The 16,236-nt window shown below is 55.9% G+C and carries 13 protein-coding genes; 3 read left to right on the top strand and 10 right to left on the bottom strand.

The genetic code is table 11. The features are described 5' to 3' along the window. Positions 1–49 precede the first annotated feature (49 nt). Positions 50–733: a tRNA (adenosine(37)-N6)-threonylcarbamoyltransferase complex ATPase subunit type 1 TsaE gene (gene tsaE / locus NW830_RS10575; RefSeq protein ID WP_414362672.1), complete on the bottom strand. Its 684-nt coding sequence runs from the start codon at positions 731–733 to the stop codon at positions 50–52. Further along, a complete protein-coding gene (gene lgt, locus NW830_RS10570) occupies positions 708–1,583 on the bottom strand; it encodes a prolipoprotein diacylglyceryl transferase (protein ID WP_414362671.1) in 876 nt (291 codons plus the stop codon). The genes tsaE and lgt overlap by 26 nt, the downstream gene beginning before the upstream one ends. A gap of 173 nt (positions 1,584–1,756) precedes the next feature. On the opposite strand from lgt, the gene recA reads away from it, so the two are divergent. Beyond that, positions 1,757–2,887, top strand: a complete 1,131-nt coding sequence (recA, locus tag NW830_RS10565; protein ID WP_414362670.1) for a recombinase RecA — start codon at positions 1,757–1,759, stop codon at positions 2,885–2,887. On the opposite strand, the gene NW830_RS10560 is transcribed toward recA, so the two are convergent. Both NW830_RS10560 and NW830_RS10555 read right to left on the bottom strand, forming a co-directional pair. Continuing rightward, the gene (locus tag NW830_RS10560) at positions 2,884–3,693 is read right to left on the bottom strand and encodes a TrmH family RNA methyltransferase (protein WP_414362669.1); all 810 of its coding nucleotides are present in this window, start codon (positions 3,691–3,693) and stop codon (positions 2,884–2,886) included. The genes recA and NW830_RS10560 overlap by 4 nt on opposite strands. A gap of 20 nt (positions 3,694–3,713) precedes the next feature. Beyond that, on the bottom strand, positions 3,714–5,060 hold the full coding sequence (locus NW830_RS10555; protein WP_414362668.1) for a 16S rRNA (cytosine(967)-C(5))-methyltransferase: 1,347 nt from the start codon (positions 5,058–5,060) through the stop codon (positions 3,714–3,716). Between the two features lie 59 nt (positions 5,061–5,119). On the opposite strand from NW830_RS10555, the gene hisA reads away from it, so the two are divergent. Then, complete coding sequence (gene hisA / locus NW830_RS10550; protein WP_414362667.1) at positions 5,120–5,905, top strand: 1-(5-phosphoribosyl)-5-[(5-phosphoribosylamino)methylideneamino]imidazole-4-carboxamide isomerase; 786 nt, start codon at positions 5,120–5,122, stop codon at positions 5,903–5,905. A gap of 88 nt (positions 5,906–5,993) precedes the next feature. Continuing rightward, positions 5,994–7,184, top strand: coding sequence for a M20 metallopeptidase family protein (locus NW830_RS10545; RefSeq protein WP_414362666.1), 1,191 nt, complete (start codon positions 5,994–5,996; stop codon positions 7,182–7,184). Between the two features lie 51 nt (positions 7,185–7,235). Here NW830_RS10545 and NW830_RS10540 read toward each other — a convergent pair whose 3' ends face one another. Genes NW830_RS10540 through NW830_RS10515 form a run of 6 tightly spaced genes read right to left on the bottom strand, consistent with a single transcriptional unit; the run spans position 7,236 to position 16,174 of the window. Next, positions 7,236–7,805 carry a hypothetical protein gene (locus NW830_RS10540; protein WP_414362665.1) on the bottom strand — a complete coding sequence of 190 codons (570 nt, stop codon included), beginning with the start codon at positions 7,803–7,805 and terminating at the stop codon, positions 7,236–7,238. 28 nt (positions 7,806–7,833) lie between these two features. Then, positions 7,834–9,507 (bottom strand): ATP-binding protein, encoded by a 1,674-nt coding sequence (locus NW830_RS10535; protein WP_414362674.1) that lies wholly within the window; start codon positions 9,505–9,507, stop codon positions 7,834–7,836. Between the two features lie 23 nt (positions 9,508–9,530). Next, positions 9,531–10,112, bottom strand: coding sequence for a hypothetical protein (locus tag NW830_RS10530; protein ID WP_414362664.1), 582 nt, complete (start codon positions 10,110–10,112; stop codon positions 9,531–9,533). A 14-nt stretch (positions 10,113–10,126) separates the two neighbouring features. Continuing rightward, the gene (locus tag NW830_RS10525) at positions 10,127–11,317 is read right to left on the bottom strand and encodes a DNA double-strand break repair nuclease NurA (protein WP_414362663.1); all 1,191 of its coding nucleotides are present in this window, start codon (positions 11,315–11,317) and stop codon (positions 10,127–10,129) included. Then, on the bottom strand, positions 11,307–14,903 hold the full coding sequence (locus NW830_RS10520; protein WP_414362662.1) for an AAA family ATPase: 3,597 nt from the start codon (positions 14,901–14,903) through the stop codon (positions 11,307–11,309). Before NW830_RS10520 ends, NW830_RS10525 begins: the two co-directional genes overlap by 11 nt. 2 nt (positions 14,904–14,905) lie before the next feature. Continuing rightward, a complete protein-coding gene (locus NW830_RS10515) occupies positions 14,906–16,174 on the bottom strand; it encodes a metallophosphoesterase family protein (RefSeq protein ID WP_414362661.1) in 1,269 nt (422 codons plus the stop codon). Between the last annotated feature and the right edge of the window lie 62 nt (positions 16,175–16,236).

The raw sequence follows: 16,236 nt of genomic DNA, 5'->3' as shown, positions 1-16,236 counted from the left end.
GGTGGCCTTGTCAGCGCTTCACTACCCTATCCCACACCACCCCTCAACGTCAAGTACCCCAAAGCGGGTTTTTTAGAATTTCCGATTGCTCACTGTAGGTAACTGCCTCTCTGCCTTCGGTGTCTTGTCGAGGGAGCTGAGAAAGCACCTGCTGCCAAAGCTGGGCCGTCTCGAACCCCTTGCCCTTGACGTATAGTAAGCGGGATCCCTCCGACTGCGGATGGGACTCTAGCTGTAGCCAAAGATACGTTGGAGGCAAGTAGGGAAGGTAATCAGGCCACTCGATGGCAGTGATCCCAACCTGGCCCCAAAGCTCTTCCAGCCCCAGCTCCTCCAAAGCCGAAAGCTCTACCTCACTGGCACAGGCAGTAGAGGCAGGCCCCAGGCGGTAGAGATCGCAATGGAAGAGAGGGATCCGTCCCGTGCGGTATTCCTGCACCAGCACAAAGGTGGGGCTATCGATAGGTTCAGGGATCCCCAATCCCTGCCCCAGTCCCTGCACAAAGGTAGTCTTGCCGCTGCCTAGACTGCCCCCAAGAAGAATAACAAGGCCGGCGGTGGAGTCGGCCCTAACCGCTCGAGGGGAAGCAGGCCACTGGCCTGGGGAGGTGAGAAGGCAAGTGGCAGTTTGCCCCAGAAGAGCCGCTAGCGATTGGGTGTAAGCAGCAGACGGCAGGACTAGAGGAAAGGCTTCCTGCCAAAGCTCTTCATTCGTGATCGATAGATCCGCCATTTGAGATCTCCTTCTCAAGGAGCTTAGGAGCGGGGATTGCTAGTGAGGGGTTAGCTGAGGAGGCCCTCCCATCCCCTTGTACAGGAGTGCGTCTTTGAGCTGTCCCTATCAAAGCCAAGCCAACCCCGACAAGGACTAAGCTGACTGCCTGAGCTACCCGCAGGGATCCCAGCATGAGGCTGTCGGTGCGTAGCCCCTCGATCCAGAAACGTCCAAGGCTGTACCCCAGCAGGTAGAGACCTAGGAGGCTACCAGGTGGAGGCTGACGCCGATAGCTCAAAAAGAGCAGGATCCCAAAGAGGCTGAAGTTCCAGAGGGATTCGTACAAAAAGGTGGGATGTACTCGAGAGCCGTCAGGAAGCTGCAGTTGCACCCACAAAGGACTGTCTGGAGGCAACACCTCTCCGTAGGCCTCGTTGTTGAAGAAGTTGCCCCACCGTCCAATCCCCTGACCAAGACTGAGAGAAGGAACGATGCAATCGGCCAGCAGCCAGAAGTTCAGCCGATGCCGGCGGGCAAAGAGGTAGAGGGCTATACTGCCGCCTAGCAAAGCGCCGTGGATGGCCATGCCTCCCCGCCAAAGGGCTAAAACTTTCCACCAAGGGCCATCTCGATATCGCTCCCACTCAAAGACCACATAGTACAAGCGAGCAAAGGGCAGGGATCCCGCGACCAGCCACGGCAGTAGGTTGGGCATGACCTCCGGGGAAAGGCCACGCCGCGCTGCCAGGTGACGAGCTAGAAAAAGGCCCAAGACGGTTGCCAGGCCGATTAGTAGGCCATACCAGCGCAGGCTAAAGGGTCCCCAGCTAAACACAAGGGGGCCGGGGGAGCGTAAGACCAAAGTCATGAACACAGCTGCCTTCTTGACGCAGATCCTTGTTAGCCCACTCTACCCCCAGCCCCTCTCCCAAAGGGTGAGGGGAGCTTGGCTGACTTGTTTTGGTCTGGTCTCCCAGCAGCCTGCCGAGCTAGAATGCAGGCTCAACTTCTCACCGCAACTGCTGGGGGAGGGTGCTGGCCATGGCCCGCAAAGCTGCCGGCGCAAGCAATGGTGATGACTTGGACAGGCTGAAGGCAGAGAAACGCAAAGCTCTAGAGCAGGTGCTGGGCCAGATTGAACGCCATTTTGGCAAAGGGGCAATCATGCGCCTGGGGGATGCCACCCAGATGCGGGTGGAGACTGTCCCCAGTGGTGCCCTTACCCTTGATTTGGCTTTGGGCGGCGGCTACCCCAAGGGGCGCATCATCGAAATCTTTGGGCCGGAGTCGTCGGGGAAAACCTCTCTTGCCTTACACGCGATTGCCGAGGTGCAAAAACAAGGGGGAACCGCTGCTTTTGTGGATGCGGAACATGCTCTGGATCCAGCCTACGCGGCAGCCTTGGGGGTCGATATCCAGGATCTGCTGATTTCCCAGCCGGATACAGGGGAGGCCGCCCTGGAAATTGTCGACCAACTGGTGCGCTCTGCAGCGGTGGATATCGTTGTGGTGGATTCGGTAGCGGCGCTGGTTCCTCGAGCTGAGCTAGAGGGAGACATGGGAGATGCTCATCTGGGGCTGCAAGCCCGACTGATGAGCCAAGCGCTGCGCAAGATTGCAGGCAGCGTCAGCAAGACGGGCTCAATTGTTCTCTTCCTCAACCAGTTGCGTTCCAAAATTAGCGGCGTTGGCTATGGGCCGCAGGAAACCACCACAGGGGGCAACGCCCTCAAGTTCTATGCCTCGGTGCGGCTGGATATTCGCCGCGTACAAACTCTGAAAAAAGGGTCAGAAGAATACGGGATCCGAGCGCGGGTCAAGGTGGTGAAAAACAAAGTTGCCCCACCTTTTCGGCGGGCGGAATTTGACATCATTTTTGGCCAGGGGATCTCCAATATCGGCTGCATTATCGATCTGGCTGAGGAGATGGGCATTCTCAAACGGCGCGGCTCTTGGTACAGCTACAAGGAGGAAAATGTTGCTCAAGGGCGAGACAATCTGGTTGTTTACTTAAAGGAAAACTCGGAGCTGCTAGCGGAAGTGGAAGCGGCTGTGCGAGAAAAGCTTTCGGCGGGGGTGACAGTTTCTGCCAGCCGCCCAGCAGGGGTAGAGGAGGGAGAGCAGGAAGAAGAAGCGGTCTTTGCCGAGGAGGAGTTCTGGGGGAGCGGCTAGCTGCTGTTTCCTTGGGATCGCCGCTGGCGCAGGGCCTCGTAAAGGAGTAACCCGCCCGCCATGGCCACGTTGAGGGATTCGACGCCCTCGGCCATGGGGATTCGCACCTGGGCATCGGCTTGGTGGAGAGTTGTTTCCCTTAGACCGGCTCCTTCGTTGCCCAGGAGAAAAAGGGTGGGGCGAGTGAGATCTTGATCCCAGTAACAAGTGGCAGTGGGGGAGAGGGTAGCCGCCAAGATTTGGATCCCCTGGCGGCGACAGGCCTGGAGCCAGGCGGTCAAGTCGGGCAGAACCTGGGGCGGGCAGCGAAACCACTGGCCGGCAGAAGCCCGCAGGACTTTGGGGTTTTCGGGATCAACACTGCCTGCACTTAACCAGAGGCCATCGGCTCCTGCGGCAGCTACAACGCGGATCAGGGATCCCAAATTGCCTGGATCTTGCAGGGTTTCTACCACAAGGCCCAAGCGTACTTCCGACAAGGGGGGAGGAGGGCTCGGCCGCCTACTGGCCACAGCCACGACTCCTTGGGGAGACTCAGTGGTAGAGAGCGTCGCTAGGACCGCTGGGCTGACTGCCTGCCGCCGTAGGTGACTGGGCAGGTTAGCTAGCAATTGAGGGTGACGCTCAGCCCACTCGGGCGTGTAGCAGAGAGCCTGCAGGGGCCAGCCGACCCGTAGGGCCTCTTCGAGGAGGTGGGATCCCTCCACCAAAAAGGCGCCCTGTTCCCGCCGGCCTTTGCTGCAATGCAGCTGCCGCAACTTGCGGATCCAGGGGTTCTTGGGGCTGGTGAGCAGCTCAGCAGCCATGGGGAGAGGGCAGGGAGGACCTAATCGCGCCGGCGCAGCCGCTGGATAAAAAACCCATCCCGATCTTGCCGATGGGGCCAGATGAGCAAGGGATCCCCTTCTGGCGCCCAACTGGGGTGGGTCTTGAGAAAAGACTGGATAACTTCCTCGTTTTCAGCAGGGTGCAGGGTGCAGGTGGCATACACCAACAGCCCACCCGGCTTTAGCCAACGGGCTGCTACTTGCAGAAGCTGAGCCTGCAGGTGGGCCAACTCTGGGATCTGCTCTGGGGTTTGGCGCCAGCGGGCGTCGGCATGGCGGTGCAGGGTGCCCAGACCCGAGCAGGGGGCATCTAGCAGCACTCGGTCAGCGCTTTGCCAGGGGGGCAGGGGAGCAGGAGGCTCGGTGGCAGTGCTCAAGGCCAATAGGTCGATGGCCAGGGGACGGATCGAGCTCAAGCCCAAGCGCTGGACATTTTCCCTCAGACGGCGCAGGCGGTGGGGGTAGCGATCCAACGCCCAAATCTCGCCGCGATCCTGCATCTGCTCGGCCATGTGGGTGGTCTTGCCGCCGGGGGCGGCGCAGCAGTCAATGACCCGCTCCCCTGGCTGGGGATCCAGCCAATGCACCACCTGTTGGGCGCTGGCATCCTGAACGCTCCACCAGCCCTGGGCAAAGCCGGGCAGGGCCCTGATATCGCCGGCAGGCCGCCCTAGCCGTAGGGCGCCCGGCACATCGGGGATGGGAGCAGCTGGGATCCCCACCTCTGCAAAAGCTTGGATAACCCTGTCGATCCCTACCCGCAGGGGATTCACCCGCAGATCCAGGTGGGGCGCTCGGTTGAACCAGGCGCACAACTGCTCGGTCTCTGCCGGCCCTAGGCGCTCCCACCACAGGCGCACCAGCCAGTCGGGAAAACTGTGCCGGATCCCCAAAGCCTGAATTGGGTCGGCTGGCAGAGTGCCCTGTAAGGGCTTGAGGGGATCCCTTTCCGGCTGCTCCAGGACTTGCCGCTGGTAGGCGCGCAAGATGGCGTTCACGACCCCCGCTAGGGATCCCAAACCCACTTGGCGGGCCAGTTCCACACTGGTGTGGATGGCGGCCCTGGGCGGAACGTGATCCAAAAAGGCCAGTTGGTAGAGGCCAAGGTGGAGAATGAGCCGCAAGTCCGGAGGCTGCTTATGAGCAGGGTGGCGGGCGAAGCAGTCCAGCAGGGCATCGAGAGTGCGGCGGCGGCGGGTAACCCCGTACACCAGTTCGCTGACCAGGTGGCAGTCGGCAGGGATCAGGTGGCTGCGGGCCAACAGGTGCTCTAGCACCACGTCAGCGTAGGCATTGTGTCGCTCAATCTTCTGTAGAGCCAGCAGAGCCAGCTGACGCGCGTTCATAGTCGCCCCAATTTCCCCCTCCTGGGCGATACTGGTGAAGCTCCCTAGGGGATCTCATCATGCCTTACCGCCATGCCTTTTTAGAGGTAATCCCCGCCATCGACCTCCTGCAGGGCCACGCTGTGCGCCTCTACCAGGGAGACTATGCCCAGGCGGAGCAGGTGGCTGACGACCCTATCCAACAGGCCGAGGCCTGGGCAGCTCAGGGGGCTCCCCGCCTGCATGTGGTGGATCTGGACGGGGCCAGAAGTGGGGATCCGGTCAACCTACCCATCATAGAGCGCATCGTCCGCCAGGTCGCCATCCCAGTCCAGGTGGGGGGTGGGATCCGATCCCTGCAACGGGCGCGGCAGTTGCTGGAGTTGGGGGTGGATCGGATAATTGTCAGCACTGTAGCTGTAGAGGATCCCAACACCTTAGAGGCGATGACGCAGGCCTTGCCTGGCCGGATTTGGGTGGGGATCGACGCCCGCCAAGGGCAAGTGGCCACCCGCGGCTGGCTGAACACCACCCCCCTGCAAGCCACCGAGCTGGTGCAACGGTTAGAAGCGCAAGGGGTTGCAGGGATCATCTACACCGACATCAGCCGGGATGGCACCTTAGCCGGCCCCAACCTGGAGCAGTTGCGGCAGGTCCTGGCTGTTTCCCGCCTGCCTGTCATCGCTTCCGGTGGGATTGGCTCGCTTACCGATTTGCTTGCCCTGCTTAGCCTCTCCGGGCTGGCGGGAGTTATTTTGGGCAAAGCCCTTTACTCAGGAGCCATCTCCCTACCGGAGGCGTTGCGCGCCGTCGGGCCAGGCCGCTGGCAAGATCTGCCGCCAGCAAAGGGATCCCTATGGGCCTAGATAGCGAGTGAAAGCCCTCCCGCTAGGCAGCTCCCTGCAGCCAACAGAGGGCACTGCCATAATGTTGTCCATTCTGTTCGAACTTACCATGTCCTTTCCTACTCTTCGTCCTGCTGTTCAAGCCCTCCAGCGGGAACTGGTGACCTGGCGGCGCCACCTGCATCAATACCCAGAGCTGGGCTTCCAGGAAAAGCAAACCGCCGCCTACATTAGCCAGCGCTTAAAAAGTTGGGGGATCCCGCACCAGACCGGCATTGCCCGCACCGGCATCGTAGCCACTATTACAGGCGAAGAGCCAGGGCCGGTCTTGGCGCTGCGGGCCGACATGGATGCTCTGCCCATCCATGAAGCCAATGAGGTGGAATACCGTTCCACTGTCCCTAACGTTATGCACGCCTGTGGTCATGACGGCCATATGGCTATTGCCCTAGGCACGGCCAAGCTGCTGCAGCAGCGCCGCCACCGCCTCAGAGGTACTGTCAAGGTCATCTTTCAGCCCGCCGAAGAGGGTCCCGGTGGTGCCAAGCCAATGGTAGAAGCAGGGGTGCTGAAGAACCCGGAGGTGGAAGCTCTCCTGGCTCTCCACCTGTGGAATAACCGTCCGCTGGGCACCATTGGCGTCAAAAGCGGCCCCTTAATGGCCTTTGCCGATCGCTTTCAAATCGAGGTCATTGGGCGAGGTGGCCATGCCGCCCTTCCCCAGCAGACAGTGGACACCATTGTGGTCGGATCCCACATTGTGAGCGCTTTGCAGACCATCGTCTCCCGCAACGTGGATCCGCTGCAGCCGGCGGTGGTGACGGTGGGCCGCTTCCGCGCTGGCGACACTTTCAACGTCATCGCTCCCAGGGCAGAGATTTGGGGCACCGTGCGCAGCTTTCAGGCGGAAGTGCGGGATTTAATGGCAAGGCGTATTGAAGAAATCGTGGCCGGTATTTGCCAAGCCTACGGGGCCACCTACGAGTTCCAGTACGAGCGGGGCTATCCGGCGGTTCACAATGACCCTGCCATGGCAGCCCTGGTAGAACAAGCCGCCCGCCAAGTGTTTGGTTCAGAAGCCGCGATCGTTCCTGAGATGACCCTGGGCGGGGAAGATGTCTCGTTTTTCCTCAACGAGGTGCCCGGCTGCTACTTTTTCCTGGGATCCGCCAACCCTGCCAAGGGGCTGGACTATCCCCATCACCATCCCCGCTTTGACTTTGATGAAGCCGCCCTCAGCATCGGCGTGGAGCTGTTTCTGCGCTGCATTGAAAACTACACTGGCAAGACTTTGGATTAAAACCTGGCTTCGTGACATCGATTCTTGGCTCCCCTCTTCCTTAGGGAAATCCTAGGGCCTTAGCAGATCAGCCTCTCCCCTGCCAGGAAGCAGCAAGGGTTTCATGGGTTCTGGGGTGGGAAGGGTGGGAACAGTCTTCAAGTCAGGAGGAATGTACAGAGGCTTAGGGTCAGGATCCCCGCCAAAGGCCAGCACCAGTGCCCGCAGCAGGGCTTGTCGCTGCTGGCGGCTTAGGGATTGCACAGCAGCTTTGTCCTGAGCGTAGGGGTTGACCGTCAGGCGCTCGGCGCCGGGATACTGTTGGGCAACCATTGGCTCGTTGGCGTCGCAATAGTCAGCCAGCGTCAGTTGCCAATCAAAGCGATCGGTGGGGGAACGCCCGGCCACCTGCAGGTGATAGAGCATCATCCGCCGCACCAAGGTGTCTTCTTCGGCTGGAGGGCCGCCGTCATTGGGGTTAATGGGGATGTAGGTGTTTTCCAAGGGTAGATCCGGCAGAACTTCATACACCCGCCGCGCCGCTTCAGGAATCAGCCGCAACTGGGCATAGGCAGGGCTGGATCCCAGCAGAACTGCAGCCGTGATGCCCAGCCAACTTGGCAAAAGGGCCTGTTTCCTCATCCTGCTTGCCCCAAAACCAACCTGCTGACTAGTCGATACTCAATCCATCCACCACTTGCGGTCGAGGACGGGGCTTGAGGGGGGCAGATTCGGCCAGGCGATCCTGGTGTCGGTGGGGCTGAAAGTAAGCTTGCCATGAGCTGAGGATATCCACCGTCTCACCGCCGTGCTGGGTGTAGCGCCTCCGCACCTTGCACAAAACAGGGGTATTGATGCACACGCCAGAGACAATCACCTGGCCCTTGCTTAAAGCTGGCAGTTCCTGAAGCAGATCCCGGCCGGCAGCCTCGACGCTGTGGCGTAAATTTTCCTGGTCAGTAGGGTTGACAATTCGCATTAAAAATTGGCTCATGCATTGTGACAGGATATCTGAATCCAGCTTGCCAGGCCGTTGCGTGATTAATCCAACTCCCAGACCAAACTTGCGTCCTTCGCTGAGAATAGTACGCAACACCTGCTTGCAGCGGGAGGGCTCGTGGGCAGGAGCAAAGCGGTGGGCTTCTTCTAGCAAGATGAAAACGGGGTAAGGCAGGTAGTTCTCATCTCCAGGTCGGACCTTTTTCTTTTGGGTGTTGATGCGGGCGGAATTGACCTGGCGCAAAATGGCGGCGGCAATGACTTGCTGCTCTTCCTGGCTGATCTCGTACATTTGTAAGATGGTCACCTGCCCTGGCTCAAACAAGTCTCGCGGAGCCAGATGTTCCACAGTGCTGAAATAGGGAGAGCGATCGATCTGTTCCAGCTTCCACTCCAAAGCAGGGGCGGAGGATCCCTGGGATCCATCTTCCTTGGAATCCACTTCGTAGGCAGCCTCGATTAGATCCTGGATTGTCCAACGCTCTGAATCAAACTGAGTAACCTTGTCAAAGGCTTTCTTTAGGACAGATTTCTGTCGGTCGGTGGTCTCCGGCAGTAGGGCCAGGATATCGAAGAAGTTAAGGGAGGAGACGCGAATCTTAATTTCTTTGGGGTAGAAAACCTTGACTTTAGGGCGGTAGCCATCTTCACCCAAAAACTTGGGGTGAGATTGTATCTCTGCCAGTGTATGATACTCTCCGTGAGGATCAAAAACAAGAACGGCAGCCCGGTTTTTGGGCAACAATAGCTCTTCAATTAAAACTCCTGCCGTGTAGGACTTGCCGGATCCCGTCCCCGCTAAGATGGCCAGATGAGTGCTAACCATCTCCCTGACATCCAGTACTACAGGCACCGCTCCCTCCTCGCGCAGCAGCAGGCTGCCTAAATGGGCCCCGCCAACTTCCGTTTCCCCCCGCTTGTTCAAGACTGACTTCAAGAGCGAATTGGGAGCTAAAAAGACCTTGGCACCGGGATCCGGAGGGCGACGGGGGTTAATAAAGCCCATGGCCCGATCAAAATAGCCGATAACTTCAACGGTTACGGCGTAGATCTCCGGGTTGGGATGGGTAAAGCCGACCAGAGCCACGATGGTGCTGGGGTCGATCTCCGTGTCGGCAAAGATGCGGTCGGGGATGTGATCCAGAAGCTGGACCTGGGTGATTCTACCCAGGATTTTTAAAGGTTGGGGTTGAGTATCCCGCACTTCGTAATAGACAAAATCGCCCACCTTGACTGCTTGGGTGTTGGAGGTAATAAACACATATTGGTTGGGAGTCTCACCAGGGCCCTTAACAGTACCGATCACCTCTGGGGTATCCTCTGCTAAGGAAAGGGAACTTTCCATGGAAATGAGTGAGGCCTTTTGGTTCATCGGCGCATTGCTCCTACAGTTATTTTCCAGGCTAGTTCTTTGCTTAGAATTTGCAGAGCTCGTCGTTGGGATGGGTCGGAGAACATAGGGATGATATCGTTTAAGACTTGATAGACAAGGTGGTTGGCAAAGTTGCCGCCGCTACTCAAGAGTAGTCCGTAGTATGAAAATTGAGTTTGACCTTGAGGATTGAGATGGAAGCGCAGGATTTCCTCTTGGCTCATGCGAAAGACAGGTGTATTGACAGGTACCACTACGCGCGGGATCCCTTGCCAGCCACAACGTCTTTCTTCGTCCAAAGCTCCGATGAGAATTACTGAAAGTAATGTGCGCACCTCATTTTGCAAATCAGGGGAGAAATAGGGATCCGGCTGGCTGGAAAGACGGGGCCCAGCGTTAAGAAACATAGGATTTAAAATTTGACTGTTGTAAACCAACCCTACAGCCCAGTGGCGCTGATTGCTTTCTAACTTGACAAAGCTGCCGAAGCCATAGTCTTCGGGGGAGGGAGGGTTTTTGACTTCTAAAGCATCATCCACTTGTACTACGTAGTCACAGTGGCTGTTCGAGCGAACCACCTTGCCTAGTCTCATCAGACCCGCCTCCGCTGCAGCTTGCTGAGAGTCTTCCGAGAGAGCCGGAGGTTAAGATTCTCGCGGCTGGCCCACTCCTGCATTAGACGTAAGAAAAGGTTGCGATCTTCATTGCGAATAACAGCTACCTGATCCGCCGTCTCCAGTACGTAAGGATAGCCTCGGCCAATAATCACCTCACAGCGTACCAAATCTACCAGCCAGTCCAACAGGCCTGCCTCATAAACCCAAACAGGTATTTCTAGTCGAGCTGGAAAGTTGTCATTGGTACGCAGGTACACAAACCCCACTCGTCCTTGCATTTCTTGGTAGCGGCTGAGGATCCCTTCTTGGGGATTAAGAACGCCACTGCAGGCGCAGACAAAGAAGGGCGTTCGGTCTCCCCATTCCAACCAGGAGCTAAGCAGCTGTGCATCGTGCAGATGGGGAGCCTCGGGAAGATCAAAGCAGTTCCTTAGCAGTGTGACCAAATCTGAGTTGTACGCAGTGTCAATGTAAGCTACGACAGGGATCCTGTTTTGCTCACTGGCGCGCAGTACTTGCAACAAACACTCCACATAGAAATCTCGACTTTTGCTATCAAAGGTTTCGGCAAAGGTGGCTACTAGTACCCCATCTAGGAAAGCTAGCTTTCGCGATCCAGGTTGAGATTGCCAAATATACTCAGCAACTTTTCCTGTTTCCATCTGAAAGCGACGCTTATTAACAATGCTCTCCTTAGGTTCTCCGCTATCTCTGACTTCTAGATCTTTTGGGGTTAGTACATCGACCTGGATATCTTTTTCGTAAAGGCCCTGGTCACAGTGATAGTTCTCGTACCAGCCAATCTGCACTAAGGCTACTGGTATTGATAAATCCTTACTGGGGTAGATTTGAGATCCATCTACTGCAAATGTGGGAACGTCTTTGATAACTGGTCTTGCCCATTCATAGCTTTCCTCATAGCTATTCCATTTTTGTTGAAAGGGGACTCTCCAGCTGGAGTAAAGATCCCATTCCTGTGTGGGCAAGGCACCTGGAAAGGCTGAGGGAGCTATTTTCTCAGTAATCTCTGCCCTGGACCACCGGCACAATTTCTCCATTGCCTGGCGATACCGTTCTCTGCGCTCTGAAGTTCCTTGATCGAAAGCAGCGAAAGCTTCGCGCTTTTTCTGTAATACAGCTAGCACCCGATCTGCCCTAAAAACCATAGCTGTTACCCTTCTCCATCTGACCCGATCCAGAGTGCCTTTCCACACGAATGACGTTTTCTGTCACTTGCTCAAAGGTGTTGTCGTGGCTAATCACAAATAGCTGCTCAAAGGAATGCAAGTTGGTGATAGCTTCCGCCAGCCGCTGGCGGCGTTGAGCGTCCATGTTGGTAGTAGGTTCGTCAAAAAAGGCGACGTCTAACTGTCCCAGTACCTTGAGCAAAGCTAGGCGGACAGCTAGAGCTGCTACCATTTGCTCTCCTCCAGAAAGGCAGGCAAAACGCCGTTTGGGCCCCCCTCTTTCTTGAATGCGGATCTCATAGTCAGGTTCCCAGCTGAGGCTGACATCGAAGCGGTTGAGAATTTCTCGGAAGAGGTGATCAGCAACGGTATTGATCTGTTGCAGGTAGTACTGGGTAATTTGAGGACCAGCTTTTTTGTAGGTATCTCGACTAAACTTAATGAAGCGGTGCAGCCTTTCTTTCTCGGTTCTTTCCGCCTCAGCTTGTTTTAAAGCTTGCTTTACCTGTTCCAGTTGCCGCAGTCTTTCCTGGATTTTCTGCAACTGTGGGAAAAGGCTTTCCAGACGAGCCTGGGCCTTGGCTTTTTGGATCTCAGTAAGCTGCAGGAGGGATCGAAGGTGTTGGTGCTCCTGGGGCTGGTAGAGGGAAGTTAGGAGCTCCAGCTCTCTCCGCAGTTGGGCTAGTTGCGTTTGCAACCCTTGCTGTTGGGCCTTGAGTTCGGCTAGTTTTTGTTCCCGTTCAGTTAGCAGCTTGGCAATAGGCTCTGCCCTTAGATAGTGTTCGTGATCTGGTCGATACCTTTCGCGCTCTTCCTTCAGCAATCCCAGCTCTTGCTCCAGGTGTTCAGTTTGGGATAGTGCTTCCTCGAGAGGTTGGAGTGCTACCTCTAAGTCCCGGATTTGCTGTAGGTAGTTGGCTTGCAGGCATAGGTACTGCTCTTCCAGCCTAAGCTCTGCCTTGAGCCGCTCAGCCTGACTTCTAGGATCCCCTAATTCTCTCAAAGTTTCAGCAGCTTTTGCAATTTGGGCCTGCAGGTAGTCTTTGGATCCCTCTGTTCGTTCCCAATAGGTAATCTGAGCTTGCTTTTCTTGCTTAGCTTTCTGAATTTGATCTAAGACCAGCCGAGCCGCTTGCAGTTCATCTTGCCGCTGCGGCAAACTTTGGGCTAGGGTCTGCATACGGATAAAGGTTTCATAGCTGTTGCGGTGACACCTTTGTTCCTCTTGCAAAGCATTAATCTTTTCATCCAGATCTAACAGAGGATCAAGCTTCTGCTCTAGAGTTTGAATCTGTTGCTGGAGTTGATGGATCTGCTCCTCAATCTGCTGATATTCCTGCTCCACTTGCAGCTTATTGCTAAGCTCTTTTTCTAGGCGCTGGAGCTGGCCCCTAGGATCCCCCACTGCCTGGAGGGCCTGGCCAATTTCCTGGTGTTGCCGGAGGAAGTTGTACTCAGCTTCAAGGCTCCATCGCAGATCATCAATTTTGCATTGCCGCTCGTTCTGCAGGTGTGTCAATCGTTCAATTTGAGCCTCCAGTTCGGGAATCTGGGTGGTCAAGCCAATCAGGGGCTGCAAGGTCTTAAGTTGCTTCTGGATGTCAGCCAGCTGCTGGCGCAGGTGAGTCTCATCTGTTTGTGGAGCAAGGTCCTGCAGGAATTGGTGGATTGACTGTAGCAAATGTTGGTTTAGAGCTAGAGACTCATAGAGAACTTCCGGGATCCGCCGCCATAGGGACTGAAACTGCGGATAGCTTTGTTGGTAGGTAGCCAGCTCCTGGACAAGGTCCTGGAGGCGGCGGTGCTGCTCAGCAAGCTGGCAAGAGCTTTCCTCAAAGAGGGCTTGCAGCTTTTGTTGAAACTGACGTGCTGCTGCGATACAGCTTAGCTGGGTTTGCAACCACTCCTGTTGAGCCTCAAGGTGGGGTAGGTTGGCTATGCGCTCCAGGTCGGTCTGTCGTTGTTGAAGCTGCAGCTGCAGTTGCTCCAGTTGGGCGCGGCTCTGCTCCTGCTCTACCTCTTGTTGCTTAAGTTCAAGGCGCAGTGCCTGAAAGTAGGACAACTTTTGGCCAATTTGATTATAAAGTTGTTCCAATTCAACCTGTTTTTGGCAGAGAGATTGCAAAGAAAGCCTCTCTGCCTCCATTTTCTGCAAAAGCTGGAGCTGTTGCCGATATTCGGATCCTCGCAACTGTAATTGGCGAAGATGCTGCCATAGAGCCTCTCGCTGAGCTATTAGAGTTTGTCGGATCCCCCGCAGTTTTTCTTGGTCGACAATAAGACTTTCTAGCTCTAGATAGCGACTATAGGCTGGCTGGTGCTGTTGACAAATAACCTGAGCTTGTTCTGCCTCTTGAACTCGGCTCTGTAGGAGTTGACAACGTTCAGCTTGGGCTAACCACTTTCCTTGTAGCTGTTCCCATTCCTGGTATAGCTGTAGCAATGTATTGAGTTGATGAGTCCATCGGCTTTGTTGGCGCTCCAGTTCTTCCTGGATCTGAATTTTGGGGGCCAGATCCTCCAACTCCTGTTTCCAGCGCTGCTGTTGACTTAGTTTTTCCTGAAGTCTTGCCAGTTGATTTTCAATGTTTTGCTTTTGCAAAAGTAGGTTCTCTCGCTTTCTTAGCCACTCCAAGCGCTGCTGCTGTTGCTTTTCCAACTCTTGCAGATGGGCTTCTATAGCCAGGAAGCGCTGCGCTCCTGCTCGAGATTGCTCTTGCTCTGCCTGAGCTTGCTTAGCTTCTTCCCATAGCTTTTCTGCTTGCTCAAGGGATAGGTCTAGAAGCAATCTCTTTTGTTCCAGCTGGGCAATTTGCCGTTCAAGTGTTTGGATTTGCTCAAGCAGTTCCTCCAGTTGCTCAACTTTCTGCCTAGTTTCACTCAGAGTGCGAGTGCATTGATTTATATTCTCCTGCCAGTAGCCTAGCTCTTGCTCGATCTTTTTCTGCTCTTCTTGCAATAGATCCCAGTCTTGTAGCTGCTGGTGAAGCAGCTCAATTCGATACTTGATAGCTTGAACTTGCGCCTCACTGTATTTTTCAACTGCTTGCAGATCCTTGGCAACTTGCTGATATTCTTCTACCTTTAAGATACGGTCAAAGACTTCCTTTCTTTCTTTGCTGGTTTTGAGGAAGTCTGCTGTAAAGGTGCCCTGGGGAACACCAATAATTGTAGCAAACAGGCGCGCTAAATCTGTACCGGCAGGTACTCCCAAATGTTGCCTCAGCCAAGCCAGTACATCTGTTTTACGCTCGTAGTCTAGGCGCTGCTTGAGCTGGGGATCGAAGAGGCGATACCCCTGGGTTACACTGCGGCGGACAGTGTAGGTGCGCTGATCCCATTTCGAGACAAACTGTACGGTAACCGCCGCATCGTTGGCACCTGTGCGAATCAGCTCTTCTTGGTTGTAGGGACAGTAGTCAAACAGAACCCAAGCAATAGCTTCCAGGATGCTGGTTTTTCCAGCTCCATTTTCTCCACAAATAGCGTTGATACCAGGTTCAAACTCAAAGACAGCTTCCTCGTAGGATTTAAAGTTCTGGAGAGCTACTGAAAGGATCCGCATGGTCAGTCTTCTTCCCCTACAAAGGCGCTGCTCAGGTGGGCGTAGATCTCTGCCTCGCTTTGGCCCTCCAACACTCTTTCTTTGAGATCCAAAAGTAGCTGTGCCAGCTCTTTACTGCGTTTCCGGTAGTGGGCGTGGCTGCTCAGCAGGTCCCTGTAGACCTTCTCTTCAATTTGAAGCCTTTGCTCCTCTTCTTCAAAAGAAAGAGTGGCCGAGCCAATCTCAAGAGAAGTGGCCTCAAAACGAAAGAGGACGACTAGGGCACCGGTAAGCTGCTGAATTTGCCGTTGCAGGACTCGGCTATCCAGCTCGTGCTTGGCAAAGCCCACCTGGCCCACCAGCCGCAACTCCACCACTGGCTCCGGCCCGCTGCCTGGTGGCCCAACTTCCCTAGCTATAGCAAGGGCTGCTGCAGCAATTTCGGCAGGCGTTTCTCGGCCCTTCGCTTCGAGATAGAGTCGTCGGCAGGGTCTTTGGTAGTAATCCTGCACCAACTCAGCCCGGGGTGGTCCCTCTCCCCACTGGACGCAATAGGCCCCCCGCGAAAGCTCCCATTCGGCAGTGCTGGTGGCCTCCAGGGATCCTGGATTGAAGATCCAGCCTTCTTCTGCATAGCTTTTGTGGATATGTCCCAAGGCTAGATAGCCTACCCCCGCCTCCCGCAGGGGCAGGAGATCCCGGTAGCGCAAGGCGCCTTGGTAGCGGGCAATTTGGCCTTCCAGTCCGTGGTGGAACATTAACACCACCCGCTCAGGGCCAGGGGGCAGCTGGCGAATGGCTGCCGCCAACTGCTCGATGGACTTGGGAGCTGCCGAGCCATACCACTGAGAGCCAATGACCCGCACTCCACAGGGGAGATCTATGTAGCCTCCCTGTCCCCCTGCCCAGGGGCGCAACTTCAGGCCTTCCTCTCCTGCTTCCGGCTCCAGTAGGATCAACTCCCCGTGCTCAGCTAGGTAGCGCAGCCAACTGGTTTTGACGCCATAAGGGCGGCTGTCATGGTTGCCCTCGATGGCTAAGACAGGGATCCCAGCCCGCTTCAGCTCCCGCAAGACCAGCTGGGCTTGGTTGAGGACCCCAGGCTGAATTTGTCGATGCTCAAACAGATCCCCGGCAATGAGGACAAAGTCTACCCGCTTTTGAATGGCATGGCGACGCACTACGTCCTGAAAGGCAAAGAAAAAATCTTTGCTGCGCTCCGGACTGTCGTAGCGGTCACAGCCTAGATGCACGTCAGCCAAATGCAAAAACGTGCAGGTGGGAGGGGTCATCGCCAGAGCCTGCCGGCAAATTGTCCACAGTTTAGCAGACGTATCTTGCTGACCACCTGAGG

Origin of the sequence: Synechococcus sp. OH30 (genome assembly GCF_047462175.1) — a bacterium.
Taxonomy (GTDB): Bacteria; Cyanobacteriota; Cyanobacteriia; order Thermostichales; family Thermostichaceae; genus Thermostichus.
Note: the sequence above shows the minus strand (reverse complement) of the source record. Positions and strands in the feature narration are given on the sequence as shown.

Bases quoted from the DNA above. Each gene is read 5' to 3' on its own strand.
- tsaE (WP_414362672.1), bottom strand. From the start codon at position 733: ATGGCGGATCTATCGATCACGAATGAAGAGCTTTGGCAGGAAGCCTTT.
- lgt (WP_414362671.1), bottom strand. From the start codon at position 1,583: ATGACTTTGGTCTTACGCTCCCCCGGCCCCCTTGTGTTTAGCTGGGGA.
- recA (WP_414362670.1), top strand. From the start codon at position 1,757: ATGGCCCGCAAAGCTGCCGGCGCAAGCAATGGTGATGACTTGGACAGG.
- NW830_RS10560 (WP_414362669.1), bottom strand. From the start codon at position 3,693: ATGGCTGCTGAGCTGCTCACCAGCCCCAAGAACCCCTGGATCCGCAAG.
- NW830_RS10555 (WP_414362668.1), bottom strand. From the start codon at position 5,060: ATGAACGCGCGTCAGCTGGCTCTGCTGGCTCTACAGAAGATTGAGCGA.
- hisA (WP_414362667.1), top strand. From the start codon at position 5,120: ATGCCTTACCGCCATGCCTTTTTAGAGGTAATCCCCGCCATCGACCTC.
- NW830_RS10545 (WP_414362666.1), top strand. From the start codon at position 5,994: ATGTCCTTTCCTACTCTTCGTCCTGCTGTTCAAGCCCTCCAGCGGGAA.
- NW830_RS10540 (WP_414362665.1), bottom strand. From the start codon at position 7,805: ATGAGGAAACAGGCCCTTTTGCCAAGTTGGCTGGGCATCACGGCTGCA.
- NW830_RS10535 (WP_414362674.1), bottom strand. From the start codon at position 9,507: ATGGAAAGTTCCCTTTCCTTAGCAGAGGATACCCCAGAGGTGATCGGT.
- NW830_RS10525 (WP_414362663.1), bottom strand. From the start codon at position 11,317: ATGGTTTTTAGGGCAGATCGGGTGCTAGCTGTATTACAGAAAAAGCGC.
- NW830_RS10520 (WP_414362662.1), bottom strand. From the start codon at position 14,903: ATGCGGATCCTTTCAGTAGCTCTCCAGAACTTTAAATCCTACGAGGAA.
- NW830_RS10515 (WP_414362661.1), bottom strand. From the start codon at position 16,174: ATGACCCCTCCCACCTGCACGTTTTTGCATTTGGCTGACGTGCATCTA.